We start from the raw sequence: 14,259 nt of genomic DNA on the forward strand, positions 1-14,259 counted from the left end.
GGCGCGCCGCCACCCTTTTCGCCCTGCGCGGCGCGGCGTTCGGAGATAATGCGACATTGCACGGGAATGCCGGGATCGAAGGAGACGCGATGGTTGGTCCGATCAGCGCATGACTTCCCGACCCCTGGAGACCGCCCTCGAGGCGAGCTTCGACCAACTGTCCGCCGCCGTTCCGGCGGATGTCGGCATCGCGATCGCCCGGCCGGATCGCACCTATTCCCTGGGCCGATGGTGGTCGGGCGTCGCGTGGTCGACGATCAAGGTGCCGTTGGCGATCGCCGCGCTGCGCAGCGACTGGTTGCGCGCCAAGGACCTTGCCGTCAAGGCCATCACGGAATCCGACAACCGCGCATCGGAGCAATTGTGGTCTCGCTTGGGCGACCCCGGGGAGGCGGCACGGCGGGTGCAGGGCGTGATCGCCGAGGGCGGTGACACCGCCACCGTGGTCGAATCGCGCCGGCTTCGGCGCGGTTACACCGCGTTCGGCCAGACGCAGTGGACGCTGCAGCGGCAAGCCCGGTTCGCGGCTGAGCTGCCGTCGATCCCCGACGCGGCCGACGTCATCGACCTGATGCAGCGCCTCACCAGCGGCCATCGCTGGGGGCTGGCCGCGAAAGGCTTTGCCGCCAAGGGCGGTTGGGGGCCCGGGATGCACGGCGATTACCTGGTGCGGCAGTTCGGGATCGTACCCACCTCGTCCGGTCAGTGGGGCGTGGCTCTGGCGGCCAAGGTGCACGACGGGGTGCTGGAGACCGGCGTCGACATCCTGAACACGATGTCGGAGTGGGTCCTCGCCCGGCTCCCCGGGCTAGCCCGTTATTGACGGCACGACGGCGTCGATCAGGTGCGGCCCCGGTTCGCTCAGGGCGTGACGCAGCGCGTCGGCGAGTTCCTCGGCGGTGGTGACGCGGCGGGCCGGCACCCCCATTCCTTCGCTGATCTTGACGAAATCCATTGTGGGCCGCGATAAGTCGAGGAGGTCAAGCGCCTTGGGCCCGGGAGCCGATCCGGCGCCCACCCGGGCCAACTCGATCCGCAGGATGTCGTAGGCGCTGTTGTCGTAGATCACGGTGGTCACGTTGAGGTTTTCCCGCGCCTGGGTCCACAACCCCGAGATGGTGTACATCGCCGACCCATCGGATTCCAGGCAGAGCACCGGCCGGTCGGGAGCGGCCACCGCGGCGCCCACGGCGGCCGGGATGCCGTAGCCGATCGCCCCGCCGGTCAGCGTCAGCCAGTCGTGGGCCGGTGCCCCCGCCGTGGCCTGGGCCAGCAGCACGCCCGAGGTGTTCGATTCGTCCACGACGATCGCCCCCTCCGGAAGCAGCGCACCGATCACGTCGGCCGCGGAAGCGGACGTCAGGGCACCCGCCGGCAGTTGTGGCCGCGCCGCGGGCGCGACGGGCGCGACGGTTCCGGGCGCCACCTCGTCGGCCACCGCGGCCAGCGCCTCGGCGGCGCCGCTGTGCGCGGCGAGCAGGTGCACCTCACAGCCGGCCGGGACGAGGTCGCTGGGCATGCCCGGGTAGGCGAAGAAGGACACCGGCGATTTCGCGCCCGCCAGCACGAGATGCTTTGCGCAGTCCAGCTGCGCGGTCGCGGCCTCGGCGAAATAGGCCAGCCGCTCGATCGCGGGGACGCCGGCGCCGCGCTCCAGGCGGGTCGGGAAGGTCTCGCACAACAGCCTGGCCCCGGTCGCCTGCGCGATCCGGGCGGCCGCGGCGAGCCCGGGGCCGCGGGTGGCGTCGCCGCCGATCATCAGCACGGTCGGCTCACCCGAGCGCAGCACTTCGATCACCTCGAACGTCAACCGCGGCTCGGCCCCGGCGGGGTGCGCGGGCGTCGCCGGGGCGGCTTGCGCCCCGTCCGACCACGACACGTCGGCGGGCAGGATCAGCGTCGACACCTGCGAGCCCGCCCGGCTCGCGGCGATCGCCTCGGCCGCGTCGGACGCGACGTCCGCGGTGCGTTCGGTGCGGCGCACCCAGCCGGAGACGGTGCCGGCAAGGGCGTCGATGTCGGATTCCAGTGGGGCATCGTACTTTTTGTGATATGTGGCGTGGTCGCCGACGATCACCAGCATCGGCACCTGGGCGCGCCGGGCGTTGTGCAGGTTCGCCAGGCCGTTGCCCAGGCCGGGGCCCAGGTGCAGCAGCACCGCGGCCGGCCGGCCTGCGATGCGGGCGTAGCCGTCGGCCGCGCCGGTGGCGACTCCCTCGAACAGGGCCAGGACGCCGCGCATTCGGGGCACCGTGTCCAGCGCGGCCACGAAGTGCATCTCCGAGGTGCCCGGGTTGGCGAAACAGACGTCGACGCCACCGTCGACCAGGGTGTTGATCAGGGCCTGGGCGCCGTTCACGGGTTTGCCTCCAGTCTGAAGATGCGCTCGGCGTTGCCGTGCAAGAAGTCTCGGCAGCCCTCGTCGGCCAGGCCGAGTTCCGCCAAACCCGCCAGCGCGTGCGCGTGGGTCATCATCGGATAATTGCTTCCGAACAGGACTTTGCGTTGTCCGGTACCGGTTTTCATGAATGCGACCAGCTCCGGCGGCAGCCGGCGCAGCGTGTAGGCCGACGTGTCGATGTAGACGTTTTCATGCTTGCGCGCGACCGCGACCATCTCCTCGGTCCACGGATACCCGACGTGGCCGCACACGATCACCAGCTCGGGAAAGTCGAGGGCGACCTGGTCGATGTAGGGGATCGGGCGGCCCGTCTCCGAGGGTCGCAGCGGGCCGGTATGGCCCACCTGTGTGCAGAACGGCACCCCCAACTCGACGCACTCGGCGAACAGCGGGTAGTAGCGGCGATCGGTGGGCGGCGCGTTCCACAGCCACGGCACCACCCGCAGGCCCAGGAATCCTTCGCACACCCGGCGCCGCAATTCGCGCACCGCTTCCATCGGGCGATCGAGGTCGACGGTGGCCAGGCCGCCAAACCGGTTGGGATGCAGGCTGATCCATCCGGCGACTTCATCGTTGGAGATCAGGTCCTGCCCCGCGGGACCGCGCCACGCGCTGAGCAGGCCGAAGCGGACGCCGGCGGCGTCCATGGTCGCGATGCTCGCCTCGATCGGGATGTCGGCGTCCGGTATGGAGTCGCCGGTCCAGCGGCGCAGGGACGCCAGCATGTCGCTGCGCAGGAACCGCGCAGTCGGGTGCTGCATCCACACGTCGACCGTCATCGAGCCAACAGTAGACGGGCCGTCAGAGGGCCAGCGCGGCGCGGGCACAGGCGTGCGTCCGCTGTGCGTGCCCGCCGCCGAACAGCACGACGTGAGCCAGCAGCGGAAAGAGTTGATGCAGCCCGATCCGATTGCGCCAGCCGGGCCGCAGCGGCCGCACCCGCTGATACCCCGCGATGACTTCGTCGTAGTGCGGGCAGCCGAACAGCGCGAGCATCGCCAGGTCGCTTTCGCGATGGCCGGCGTGCGCGGCCGGGTCGATCAGCACCACCCCGTCGGGCGTCCACATCACGTTGCCGCCCCACAGGTCGCCGTGCAGCCGCGCGGGCCGGTCACCGTCGTCGAAGTCGCCGGCGCGGGACCGCGCTACGACGGCATCGATCGAGTCCCGGGTGGACCCGTCGAGCCGGTCCGCCGCGCGCTCGGCCATCGGTGCCAGCCGCTCCTGCGCGTAGAAGTCGCCCCAGCGGTCGTGTTGGCGCAGCGACATCGGCAACGGTTGCGACAGCGGCCCGAAGAACCCCGGCCCGTCCCACCCGTCGGGCCCTGCACCGAACGCGGGCGCGCCCGCGTCGTGCGTGACGGCCAGCCTGCCGCCGAACGCGCGGGCCGCCTCGGGGGTCGGGGGCGCCGAATCGAGCCGGCGCAGCGTCAGGCTCGTCGCGTCGACGGACACCACCTGCGCGAGCGGCACCCCGCCGTCGACGCCGGCCAGCCAGCGCAGCCCGGCGGCTTCCCACGCGAAGTAGCCGCTGGGGGCGGCCGGGTGGCGCTTGACGAAGTCGCTCAAGCGGTCGCGTGAGCGGCGTGCACGTCGTCGGCGGGCCGTGCCTCGGTCTGTTCCTTGGCCCACCGGTAGTCCGGTTTGCCGGCCGGCGAGCGCTTGACCTCGTCCACCAGCCAAAGGCTGCGCGGCACTTTGTATCCCGCGATCTCGGAGCGCACGAAGCGGTCCAGTTCGGCCAGCGTCGGCCGGGAACCCGGCCGCGGCTGCACGACGGCCGCCACGTGCTGGCCGTAACGCGGGTCGGGCACACCGACCACCAGGGCGTCGAAGACGTCGGGGTGGCCCTTGAGCGCGGCCTCGACCTCCTCGGGGTAGATCTTCTCCCCGCCGCTGTTGATCGACACCGAACCGCGGCCCAGCATCGTGACGGTGCCGTCCTCCTCGACGATCGCCCAGTCGCCGGGGATGGCGTAGCGGACACCGTTGATGGTCTTGAACGTTTCGGCGGTCTTCTTCTCGTCCTTGTAGTAGCCGACCGGGATGTTGCCCTTCTTGGCGATGAAGCCGCGCACACCCGAGCCAGGCTTGACCTCGTTGCCTTCCTCGTCGAGGACGACCGTGCGGTGGTCGATCGCCACGCGGGGCCCGCCGCTCTGCGGCGCGTCTTTGGTGACGACGCTGATACCGCCGAAGCCGGTCTCCGAGGAACCGATCGAGTCGGTGATGACCCGGTTGGGCAGCAGCTCGAGGAGCTTCTCCTTGATGCTCGGCGAGAACAACGCCGCAGTGCTGGCGAGCAGGAACAGCGATGACAGGTCGTAATCGTGATCGGTGTCAAGCGCGTCGAGCAGTGGCCGGGCCATCGCATCGCCGGTGAAGAACAGCAGGTTCACCTTGTGGTCGTGAATCGTGCGCCACACCTCGTCGGCATTGAATTCCGGTGCCAACACGGTGGTGTGACCGGCGAAGAGAGACATCCAGGTGGATGACTGGGTGGCGCCGTGGATCATCGGCGGAATCGGATAGCGGATCATCGGCGGATTCTCCGCGGCGGCCTTGGCGAGGTCGTATTCGTTCTCGACGAATTCGCCCGTCGCGAAGTCGGTCCCGCCGAAGAGCACCCGGTAGATGTCCTCGTGGCGCCACATCACGCCCTTCGGGAAACCCGTCGTGCCCCCGGTGTAGAGCAGGTAGATGTCGTCGGCGCTGCGCTCCCCGAAGTCGCGCTCGGGTGAGCCCTGGGCGATCGCCGAGTAGAACTCGACCCCGCCGTAGCGCTGGTAATCGTTGTCCGAACCGTCCTCGATGACCAGGATCGTCTTGACGTTGGGGGTGTCCGGCAGCACCTTGGCGACCCGGTCGGAGTACTGGCGCTCGTGGACCAGGGCGACCATGTCGGAGTTGTCGAACAGGTAGCGCAGCTCGCCCTCGACGTAGCGGTAGTTGACGTTGACCAGGATGGCGCCCGCCTTCACGATGCCGAGCATCGCGATGACGATCTCGATGCGGTTTCGGCAGTACAGCCCGACCTTGTCGTCCTTTTTCACCCCCTGGTCGATCAGGTAGTGGGCGAGGCGGTTGGCCTTCTCCTCCAGTTGGGCATAGGTGAGCTTCTCGTCGCCGCAGATCAGGGCGACACGGTCCGGCACAGCGTCGATGGCGTGCTCTGCGAGATCGGCAATATTCAGGGCCACGGCCACCAAATTAGAACGTGTTACATTTCTTGACAAGCTCATGCCCCTCGTCGACGGAAAGGCGGTAGCCGTGGCTCAGGCTCCAGCAAACGAACAGACGGGACCCGACGCGCTCGTCGAACAGCGCGGTCACACCCTGATCGTCACGTTGAACCGGCCGCACGCCCGCAACGCCCTGAGCACCGAAATGATGGAAATCATGGTGCAGGCCTGGGACCGCGTCGACAACGATCCCGACATCCGCTGCTGCATCCTGACCGGGGCCGGTGGCTACTTCTGCGCGGGCATGGACCTCAAGGCGGCGACGAAACGGCCACCTGGTGAATCTTTTAGGGACGGCAGCTACGACCCGTCGCGAATCGACGCGTTGCTCAAAGGCCGGCGGCTGACCAAGCCGCTGATCGCGGCCGTCGAGGGACCGGCGATCGCCGGGGGCACCGAGATCCTGCAGGGCACCGACATCCGCATCGCCGGCGAGAGCGCCAAGTTCGGCATCTCGGAGGCCAAGTGGAGCCTGTACCCGATGGGCGGATCGGCCGTGCGCCTGGTGCGGCAGATCCCCTACACGGTCGCCTGCGACCTGCTGATGACCGGCCGGCACATCACCGCCGCCGAGGCGAAGGAGATGGGCCTGATCGGGCATGTGGTGCCGGACGGCCAGGCGCTGTCCAAGGCGCTCGAGATCGCCGAGGTGATCGCTAATAACGGACCTATGGCCGTGCAGGCGATCCTGCGGGCGATCCGCGAGACCGAGGGCATGCACGAGAACGAGGCCTTCAAGATCGACACCCAGATCGGGATCAAGGTGTTCCTGTCCGACGACGCCAAGGAAGGGCCGCGGGCGTTCGCCGAGAAGCGCAAGCCCAACTTCCAGAACAAGTAACGCTGCCTTTGCGCCGAGCGTGATCTGAGGGCCACTTTTCGGCCGATTTTTCGCCCTGACGTCACGTTCGGCGTTTGTCGGTCTCCCGCGACACACTGCCGGCATGCGTGGACCGTTCATCGGCAGCGAGGCGCTGGCATCGGGCGCACTGACGCGATACCGGTTGCGTAGCCGATTCGTCGCGCTGCATCCGGCCGTCTACATCCAGCGCGACGCGGATCTCACCGCTGTCACGCGCGCTCACGCCGCATGGCTGTGGTCACGGCGGCGCGGCGTGGTCGCGGGACAGTCCGCCGCGGCACTACACGACGCCAAGTGGGTCGACCACCGTGGCCCGGCTCAGTTGGTGTACGAGCACCGTCGTCCACCGCCCGGAATCCGCACGTGGTCGGAGAGCGTCTCGCCCGACGAAATCCAGTTGATCGGCGGAATACCGGCAACCACCGCGGCACGCACCGCTTTCGACCTTGCCTGCCGGAATCCGACCGCAGCGGCGGTCGCAGCCATCGATGCGCTGGCACGCGCAACCCGGCTGAATGTCGAGCAGGTGCAACGACTCGCCGAACGCTACAAAGGTCATCGCAACATCCGGCGGGCTCGGCGCGCGCTGGCACTCGTCGACGCGGGCGCGGAATCGCCGCGCGAGACGCGGCTGCGGCTGCTGCTCATCGAGGCCGGCTATCCGCGGCCGCGTACGCAGATTCCGGTCTACGGCGAATACGGCGAGCTCGTCGCGGTCCTCGACATGGGTTGGGAGGACGTCAAACTGGCCGTCGAATACGAAGGCGACCAACCATCGCACCGATCGCAGGCAGTTCAATCGCGATATCGCCCGCTACGAGGCGCTGGCCGACCTCGGATGGATGGCCATCCGGGTCACGGCCGACGACACGCGGGGTGGCATCCTCGGACGCGTGGGGGCCGCCTGGACCCGCCGAACGTGAACTCATGGCTGTTTTCGGCCGATTTTTTCGCCCTCAGCTCACGCTCGGCGCGAGGCATGACAGCCGGAGGCCGTCAGCCCAGCGGCGCGCTCGGCGTGAACGCCACCGGCATCTTCTCCAGGCCGGACACGAAGTTGGCCGGCCGCAACGGCAAGTCGGCGTCGGAGGCGAGCCGCATGTCCGGCAGCCGTTGCAGCAGCCGCGTCTGCATGATGGACAGCTCCAGCCGGGCCAGCTGGTTGCCGAGGCAGAAGTGCGTCCCGAACCCGAAGGCGAGGTGGTTGTTGGGGTAGCGCTCGATGTCGAAGCTTTCGGGGTCGTCGAAGACCTTCTCGTCGAAGTTCGCCGACTCGAACAGCAGGATCATCTTCTCGCCCTGGCGCAGTTGGGTGCCGTGGAATTCGGTGTCGGCGGTGATGGTGCGCGCCATGTTCTTCACCGGCGCCGTCCAGCGCAGCATTTCTTCGATCGCGTTGGGCAGCAAGCTCAGGTCGGCCGCCAGGCGCCGGTGCTGATCGGGATGCAGCAGCAGCTGCCGCGTCCCGCCCGACAGCGTGTGGCGCGTGGTCTCGTCGCCGCCGATCAACAGCAGCAGGACCTCGGTGACGATCTGGTGGTCCTCGAGTCGTGAGCCCTCGACCTCCGCGTGCACGAGCACGCTGACCAGGTCGTCGGTGGGTTCGGACTTGCGGGCCTCGATCATGCCCATCATGTATTGGCTGTAGGCCGCGAAGGCGTCCATGGTGACCTGGACGTCCGCTTCGGCCGCGGTGCTGCTCAGCGCGCCGACCAGGTCGTCGGACCACTTGAGGAACATGGTGCGCTCCTCCGGCCGCACGCCGAGCATGTCGCCGATGACGGCCATCGGCAGGGGCGCCGCCAGGTCCCAGACGAAGTCGCACTCCCCGCGTTCGCACACCGCGTCGATCAGCGTGTCGCACAGCGAAACGATCTTGGATTCCAGGTCTTTCACGCGCTTGCGGGTGAAGCCGGAGTTGACGAGCTTACGACGCAACAGATGCTGCGGATCGTCCATCTCGATCATCATCTCGACCCCCGGCTGGTCGGGGCGGATGCCGCCGGCGTTGGAGAACAACTCGGGGTTGCGTTCGGCCTCGATCACCGCCTGGTAGGTCGATGCGGCGGCTAATCCGTTGCGGTCCCGAAACACCGGCTCGTTCTCGCGCATCCACTTGTAGATGGGCCGGGAGTCACCGGCGTAGAAAGTCCCGTCGGTGAGGTCGACGTCGGGTTTCGTCATGGTCATGAGATCTCCTGGGCATCGCCGAATGTCATCTGTACCTGGTCGGCTGAACTGGACAGCAGCGCTCGCTTCGGAAGGCCCAGCGATGCAAGCTCTTTGGCGTAAGGGTGATCACCGAGCCGGACACGCACACCGCCAAGCCTGGTCCGCACACCGTCGAGCGTGTGCTCGAAAGCGGTTTCTCGGGTGATCCCGTCGCGGTGCGAGTAGCTGCGCTGCGCCTGCTGTCGCGGCATCAACCGAATCGGCAGGCCGGGACGGAAGTCCATGCCGATCACGTGTTGGCCGTCGATGCTGAGGTCGAACCCGAACTCACGGCCCTCGGCAACGGTGAAGTCGCCCATCACCTTCGGGTAGCCCCAGATCTTGGTTCCGGCTTCCAGGGTGAACGCCTGGTCGACGGGAAGGTGGTGAATGAAGGCGCCGGCCGACTGCAGGGCGCGCGGCCCGCCGGCCCGCGAACCGGGCGGGTTGACCATCACGCTGGTGCCGAACTCGTGATACCGGCCCAGGTCGCCGTCGAGGTAGTGCATCAGCATCAGGACCACGATGGCGCGCCCGGGCAGGTAGCGGCAGACCTGCAGACCGCTGTAGTCGATCATCTGCTGGGCGGCATCGGCGTCGACCGAGAACATCGCCATGTGCTGATTTGCCTTGCGGATCTTCACGGGCATCGTCAGGACCGTGCCCGCGATGGTGTGCTGCGAGGCTGTCATCGGGTCAATCTAGAACGTGTTCTATTCGTAGGGCAATACCGGGTCAGATGAGCGTGGCGAGCTCCCTGATCTGCGCCTCGTTGCGCCCGTTGACCACCATCATTGTCACACCGGCCGCCTCCCATACCTTGACCTGCTCACGGACGTAGTTGATGTCGCCGACGATCGCGGCGTCATCGACGACCTCGTCCGGGATGATCGACGCGGCTCGTTCTTTGCCGTCCTTGCGTCCACTGCGGAACAGCTTGGTCACGTCGTCGACCACCTCGGCGTAGCCCATCCGGCGGTACACGTCGGCGTGGAAATTGGTGTCCTCGGCGCCCATGCCGCCCATGTAGAGGGCCAGGTAGGGCTTCATGGCCGCGAAGGCGGCGGGGCGGTCGTCGGTGATGACGATGTTGGCGGTCGCGCAGATCTCGAAGTCTTCGCGGCTGCGCCGCGCGCCGGGTCGCGCGAATCCCTCGTCGAGCCATTCGTTGTAGGTATCCGCCATTCGCGGCGTGTAGAAGATGGGCAGCCAGCCGTCGCAGATCTCGGCGGCCAGCGCCACGTTCTTGGGGCCCTCGGCGCCCAGCATGATCGGGATGTCGGGGCGCAACGGGTGGGTGATGGGCTTGAGCGGCTTGCCCAGGCCCGTCGTGCCCTCACCGGTCAGCGGCAGCGGATAGTGCGGGCCGTCGCTGGTAACCGGCTTCTCCCGCGCCCACACCTGCCGCATGATGTCGATGTACTCGCGGGTGCGGGCCAGCGGCTTGGGGAACGGCCGGCCGTACCAGCCCTCGACCACCTGCGGACCGGAAACACCGAGCCCGAGGATGTGCCGGCCCCCGGACAGGTGGTCGAGCGTCAGCGCCGCCATCGCGGTTGCCGTCGGAGTGCGCGCGGACAGCTGGATCACCGAGGTGCCCAGCCGCAGCCGGTGCGTCGACGATCCCAGCCACGCCAGCGGCGTGTAGGCGTCCGACCCCCACGCCTCGGCGGTGAACACTGCGTCGAATCCGGTTCCCTCGGCCGCGGCGACGAGCTCCGCGTGATTCTCCGGCGGCTGAGCGCCCCAATAACCGAGTTGCAACCCCAGCTTCATGTCACTGACCCTTCCGGCAGACCCGATGTTGAAACCGTTCTTAGAACCTGTTCTACTCGATGGCGTGACAGCCAGCTCGAGCAGCCCGACCTTGACGGATCACCCTGAGCCACCGCTCTCCGCGCCACTGACGTTGTCTTTCGACTACACCCGTTCGGTCGGGCCCACGCTAAGCAAGTTCTTCACCGCATTGCGTGAGCGCCGCATCCTGGGGGTGCGCGGATCCGATGGCCGGGTGCACGTACCGCCGGCGGAATATGACCCGGTGACCTACGAGCCGCTGGGCGAGATGGTACCGGTGTCCAGCGTCGGCACCGTGGTCTCGTGGACGTGGCAGCCCGAACCGCTGGAGGGCCAGCCGCTGGACCGTCCGTTCGCCTGGGCGCTGATCAAGCTCGACGGCGCGGACACCCCGATGATGCACGCCGTGGATGCCGGTGAACCGAAGGCCATCAAGAGCGGCGCCCGGGTGCACGTGCACTGGGCCGACGAGCCGGTCGGCGCGATCACCGACATCGCCTACTTCGAGCTCGGCGAGGACGCCGAGCCCGTGTCCGAACAGGCGGCGGGAGAGCAGGACCCGGTGACCATGATCGTCACGCCGATCTCGCTGACGATCCAGCACACCGCCTCCCACGAGGAAAGCGCCTATCTGCGCGCCATCGCGCAGGGCAAACTGCTGGGGGCGCGGACCAGAGGGGCCAACGGCGAAGAGGGGAAGGTCTACTTCCCGCCGCACGGCGCGGACCCGGCCACCGGCCAGCCCACCACCGAGTTCGTCGAACTGCCCGACAAGGGCACCGTCACGACGTTCGCCATCATCAACATCCCGTTCCAGGGCCAGCGCATCAAACCGCCCTACGTGGCGGCCTATGTGCTGCTGGACGGGGCCGACATCCCCTTCCTGCATCTGGTCGCCGACATCGACGCCCACGAGGTGCGGATGGGGATGCGCGTCGAGGCCGTGTGGAAACCCCGCGAGGAGTGGGGCTTCGGCATCGACAACATCGAGTATTTCCGGCCGACGGGCGAACCCGACGCCGAATACGACACCTACAAGCACCACCTGTAAAGGGCTTAACTACCAAATGAGCGCTCGCAACGTTGCGGTCGTCGGCTTCGCCCACGCCCCACACGTACGCCGCACGGACGGCACCACCAACGGCGTCGAGATGTTGATGCCCTGCTTCGCCCAGCTCTACTCCGACCTCGGCATCACCAAGTCCGACATCGGCTTCTGGTGTTCGGGTTCCTCCGATTACCTTGCCGGGCGGGCGTTTTCGTTCATCTCGGCGATCGACTCGATCGGCGCTGTCCCGCCGATCAACGAGTCCCACGTCGAGATGGACGCAGCCTGGGCCCTCTACGAGGCGTACATCAAGCTGCTGACCGGCGAGGTGGACACCGCGCTGGTGTACGGCTTCGGCAAGTCCTCGGCCGGGATCCTGCGTCAGATCCTGTCGCGACAGACCGACCCCTACACCGTCGCGCCGCTGTGGCCGGATTCGGTGTCCATGGCCGGGCTGCAGGCCCGCATCGGGCTCGACACCGGCAAGTGGAACGAAGAGCAGATGGCGCGGGTCGCGTTCGATTCCTTCGCCAATGCCCGGCGGGTGGATTCCGTGGAGCCGTCGATCAGCGTCGCGGAGTTGCTCGAAAGGCCGTTCTTCGCCGAGCCGCTGCGACGTCACGACATCGCCCCCATCACCGACGGCGCCGCCGCCATTGTGCTCGCGGCCGACGACCGGGCGCGCGAGCTGCGCGACAATCCCGCCTGGATCACCGGGATCGAGCACCGCATCGAGACCCCGTCGCTGGGCGCGCGCGACCTCACCGAATCCGTGTCGACCAAGGCGGCGGCCCACGCGGCCACGGGGGGTGACACCCACAACCTCGACGTGGCCGAGATCTGCGCGCCCTTCACCCATCAGCACCTGATCATCGAGGAAGCGATCCGGATACCGGGGCCGACCAAAGTCAATCCGTCCGGTGGCCCGCTGGCCGCCAACCCGATGTTCGTCGCCGGACTCGAGCGCATCGGCTTTGCGGCACAGCACATCTGGGACGGGTCGGCCGAGCGGGTGCTCGCGCACGCCACCAGCGGGCCCGCGTTGCAACAGAACCTGGTCGCGGTCATGGAAGGGAAGAACTGATGGCCGGTGCAGGACCGAACCTCGCCGCGGTACTCGGTACCGGACAGACGAAGTACGTCGCGAAGCGACAAGATGTCTCGATGAACGGCCTGGTGCGCGAGGCGATCGACCGCGCGCTGGCCGACTCCGGGTCCACCTTCGACGACATCGACGCCGTCGTCGTCGGCAAGGCGCCCGACTTCTTCGAGGGCGTCATGATGCCGGAGCTGTTCATGGCCGACGCCGTGGGAGCGACCGGCAAGCCGCTGATCCGGGTGCACACCGCGGGCTCGGTCGGCGGGTCCACCGGGGTGGTGGCCGCGAGCCTCGTACAGTCCGGCAAGTACCGGCGCGTGCTGGCGATGGCCTGGGAGAAGCAGTCGGAGTCGAACGCCATGTGGGCACTGTCGATTCCGATTCCCTTCATCAAGCCGGTGGGCGCCGGCGCGGGCGGCTATTTCGCCCCGCACGTGCGGTCCTACATCCGCCGCTCCGGGGCACCGTTGAACATCGGCGCCATGGTCGCCGTCAAGGACCGGCTCAACGGCGCCCGCAATCCGTTGGCGCACCTGCACCAGCCCGACATCACCCTCGAGAAGGTGATGGAGTCGCCGATGCTCTGGGACCCGATCCGCTACGACGAGACCTGCCCGTCGTCCGACGGCGCCGCCGCCGTGGTGATCGGCAACGAGGAGGCCGCCGAAGCCCGTCTGGCGCAAGGACAACCGGTAGCGTGGATCCACGCGACCGCGCTGCGCACCGAGCCGCTGCAATTCTCGGGCCGCGACCAGGTCAGCCCGCAGGCCGGGCGTGACGCGGCCGCCGCGCTGTGGAAGGCGGCCGGCATCACCAGCCCGATCGACGAGATCGACGCCGCGGAGATCTACGTGCCGTTCTCCTGGTTCGAGCCGATGTGGTTGGAAAACCTCGGGTTTGCGCCCGAGGGCGAGGGCTGGAAGCTCACCGAAGCCGGCGAGACGGCGATCGGCGGGCGGCTGCCGGTGAACCCGTCGGGCGGTGTGCTGTCCTCGAACCCGATCGGCGCCTCGGGCCTGATCCGGTTCGCCGAGGCGGCCATCCAGGTGATGGGCAAGGGCGGCGATCACCAGGTGCCCAACGCACGAAAGGCGTTGGGGCACGCCTACGGCGGCGGCTCGCAGTACTACTCCATGTGGGTGGTCGGCTCTGAAAAGCCCGCCAAGCCCACGCCCGAAAAAGTCGGCGCGTGAGCGAGCACCCCGCGCACGAGGCCGGCCGGCGCTCCCGCGAGGCAGTCATAGCCAGGGATAAAGAGGCGTGGCTGGCGGTGTTCGCCGACGACGCCATCGTGGAAGACCCGATCGGCCCCTCGGCCTTCGACCCCGAAGGCAAGGGCCACCGGGGCCGCGACGCGATATCGGCCTTCTGGGACAAGGCCATCGCCCCCACCACCAGGATCGAGTTCGTCTTCCGCGACACCTACCAGTGCGGCAACGAGGAAGCCAACGTCGGGCACATCCTCATCACCCATGGCGACTACCAGGTGACCGCCGAGGGCGTCTTCACATACAAGGCCAATGACGAGGGTCAGATGACCGCCCTGCGCGCGTACTGGGAGATGGACCGCGCGGCCGCGTCGGCCCGGAAGGTCTAGAT

The 14,259-nt window shown here is 68.1% G+C and carries 13 protein-coding genes and 1 pseudogene; 7 read left to right on the forward strand and 7 right to left on the reverse strand.

Features of this window, described 5'->3' with window-relative positions; all coding sequences use genetic code 11:
- Positions 1-109 precede the first annotated feature (109 nt).
- Positions 110-823: a serine hydrolase gene (locus HMPREF0591_RS00665; RefSeq protein ID WP_007166447.1), complete on the forward strand. Its 714-nt coding sequence runs from the start codon at positions 110-112 to the stop codon at positions 821-823.
- Here HMPREF0591_RS00665 and HMPREF0591_RS00670 read toward each other — a convergent pair.
- From HMPREF0591_RS00670 to HMPREF0591_RS00685, 4 genes are read right to left on the reverse strand one after another with little or no spacing between them, the layout of a single operon-like run.
- Positions 809-2,359, reverse strand: a complete 1,551-nt coding sequence (locus HMPREF0591_RS00670; RefSeq protein ID WP_007166448.1) for an acetolactate synthase large subunit — start codon at positions 2,357-2,359, stop codon at positions 809-811. The genes HMPREF0591_RS00665 and HMPREF0591_RS00670 overlap by 15 nt on opposite strands.
- Entirely contained in the window at positions 2,356-3,180 is an 825-nt protein-coding gene (locus HMPREF0591_RS00675; protein ID WP_007166449.1) for an amidohydrolase family protein, read from the reverse strand. Before HMPREF0591_RS00675 ends, HMPREF0591_RS00670 begins: the two co-directional genes overlap by 4 nt.
- 22 nt (positions 3,181-3,202) lie before the next feature.
- Positions 3,203-3,970, reverse strand: coding sequence for a fructosamine kinase family protein (locus tag HMPREF0591_RS00680; RefSeq protein ID WP_007166450.1), 768 nt, complete (start codon positions 3,968-3,970; stop codon positions 3,203-3,205).
- Positions 3,967-5,607, reverse strand: coding sequence for an acyl-CoA synthetase (locus HMPREF0591_RS00685; RefSeq protein ID WP_040620828.1), 1,641 nt, complete (start codon positions 5,605-5,607; stop codon positions 3,967-3,969). The genes HMPREF0591_RS00680 and HMPREF0591_RS00685 overlap by 4 nt, the downstream gene beginning before the upstream one ends.
- Positions 5,608-5,641: 34 nt before the next feature.
- Between HMPREF0591_RS00685 and HMPREF0591_RS00690 the strand changes: the two genes are divergently transcribed.
- Together HMPREF0591_RS00690 and HMPREF0591_RS33625 are read left to right on the forward strand one after the other, a co-directional pair.
- Positions 5,642-6,484, forward strand: a complete 843-nt coding sequence (locus tag HMPREF0591_RS00690; RefSeq protein ID WP_007166452.1) for a crotonase/enoyl-CoA hydratase family protein — start codon at positions 5,642-5,644, stop codon at positions 6,482-6,484.
- Between the two features lie 103 nt (positions 6,485-6,587).
- Positions 6,588-7,428 (forward strand): annotated as a pseudogene (locus HMPREF0591_RS33625) (hypothetical protein).
- Positions 7,429-7,501: 73 nt separating this feature from the next.
- On the opposite strand, the gene HMPREF0591_RS00700 reads toward HMPREF0591_RS33625, so the two are convergent.
- Genes HMPREF0591_RS00700 through HMPREF0591_RS00710 form a run of 3 tightly spaced genes read right to left on the reverse strand, consistent with a single transcriptional unit; the run spans position 7,502 to position 10,492 of the window.
- Positions 7,502-8,689: a cytochrome P450 gene (locus tag HMPREF0591_RS00700; RefSeq protein ID WP_083212278.1), complete on the reverse strand. Its 1,188-nt coding sequence runs from the start codon at positions 8,687-8,689 to the stop codon at positions 7,502-7,504.
- 2 nt (positions 8,690-8,691) lie between these two features.
- Positions 8,692-9,408, reverse strand: a complete 717-nt coding sequence (locus HMPREF0591_RS00705; protein WP_007166454.1) for an acetoacetate decarboxylase family protein — start codon at positions 9,406-9,408, stop codon at positions 8,692-8,694.
- A gap of 43 nt (positions 9,409-9,451) precedes the next feature.
- On the reverse strand, positions 9,452-10,492 hold the full coding sequence (locus tag HMPREF0591_RS00710; RefSeq protein WP_007166455.1) for an LLM class F420-dependent oxidoreductase: 1,041 nt from the start codon (positions 10,490-10,492) through the stop codon (positions 9,452-9,454).
- A 64-nt stretch (positions 10,493-10,556) separates the two neighbouring features.
- Between HMPREF0591_RS00710 and HMPREF0591_RS00715 the strand changes: the two genes are divergently transcribed.
- Genes HMPREF0591_RS00715 through HMPREF0591_RS00730 form a run of 4 tightly spaced genes read left to right on the forward strand, consistent with a single transcriptional unit; the run spans position 10,557 to position 14,257 of the window.
- The gene (locus HMPREF0591_RS00715; protein WP_040620831.1) at positions 10,557-11,564 is read left to right on the forward strand and encodes a Zn-ribbon domain-containing OB-fold protein; all 1,008 of its coding nucleotides are present in this window, start codon (positions 10,557-10,559) and stop codon (positions 11,562-11,564) included.
- A gap of 16 nt (positions 11,565-11,580) precedes the next feature.
- Positions 11,581-12,645 (forward strand): thiolase domain-containing protein, encoded by a 1,065-nt coding sequence (locus HMPREF0591_RS00720; protein WP_007166457.1) that lies wholly within the window; start codon positions 11,581-11,583, stop codon positions 12,643-12,645.
- A complete protein-coding gene (locus HMPREF0591_RS00725; protein ID WP_007166458.1) occupies positions 12,645-13,853 on the forward strand; it encodes a thiolase domain-containing protein in 1,209 nt (402 codons plus the stop codon). The genes HMPREF0591_RS00720 and HMPREF0591_RS00725 overlap by 1 nt, the downstream gene beginning before the upstream one ends.
- Positions 13,850-14,257, forward strand: coding sequence for a nuclear transport factor 2 family protein (locus HMPREF0591_RS00730; RefSeq protein ID WP_007166459.1), 408 nt, complete (start codon positions 13,850-13,852; stop codon positions 14,255-14,257). Before HMPREF0591_RS00725 ends, HMPREF0591_RS00730 begins: the two co-directional genes overlap by 4 nt.
- The last annotated feature ends 2 nt before the right edge of the window (positions 14,258-14,259 follow it).

The organism is Mycobacterium parascrofulaceum ATCC BAA-614 (assembly GCF_000164135.1).
Lineage (GTDB): Bacteria > Actinomycetota > Actinomycetes > Mycobacteriales > Mycobacteriaceae > Mycobacterium > Mycobacterium parascrofulaceum.

What these genes read in the sequence shown, in the direction of transcription:
- HMPREF0591_RS00665 (WP_007166447.1), top strand. Translation starts at nt 110, where the DNA reads ATGACTTCCCGACCCCTGGAGACCGCCCTCGAGGCGAGCTTCGACCAA.
- HMPREF0591_RS00675 (WP_007166449.1), bottom strand. Translation starts at nt 3,180, where the DNA reads ATGACGGTCGACGTGTGGATGCAGCACCCGACTGCGCGGTTCCTGCGC.
- HMPREF0591_RS00690 (WP_007166452.1), top strand. Translation starts at nt 5,642, where the DNA reads ATGCCCCTCGTCGACGGAAAGGCGGTAGCCGTGGCTCAGGCTCCAGCA.
- HMPREF0591_RS00700 (WP_083212278.1), bottom strand. Translation starts at nt 8,689, where the DNA reads ATGACGAAACCCGACGTCGACCTCACCGACGGGACTTTCTACGCCGGT.
- HMPREF0591_RS00705 (WP_007166454.1), bottom strand. Translation starts at nt 9,408, where the DNA reads ATGACAGCCTCGCAGCACACCATCGCGGGCACGGTCCTGACGATGCCC.
- HMPREF0591_RS00710 (WP_007166455.1), bottom strand. Translation starts at nt 10,492, where the DNA reads ATGAAGCTGGGGTTGCAACTCGGTTATTGGGGCGCTCAGCCGCCGGAG.
- HMPREF0591_RS00720 (WP_007166457.1), top strand. Translation starts at nt 11,581, where the DNA reads ATGAGCGCTCGCAACGTTGCGGTCGTCGGCTTCGCCCACGCCCCACAC.
- HMPREF0591_RS00725 (WP_007166458.1), top strand. Translation starts at nt 12,645, where the DNA reads ATGGCCGGTGCAGGACCGAACCTCGCCGCGGTACTCGGTACCGGACAG.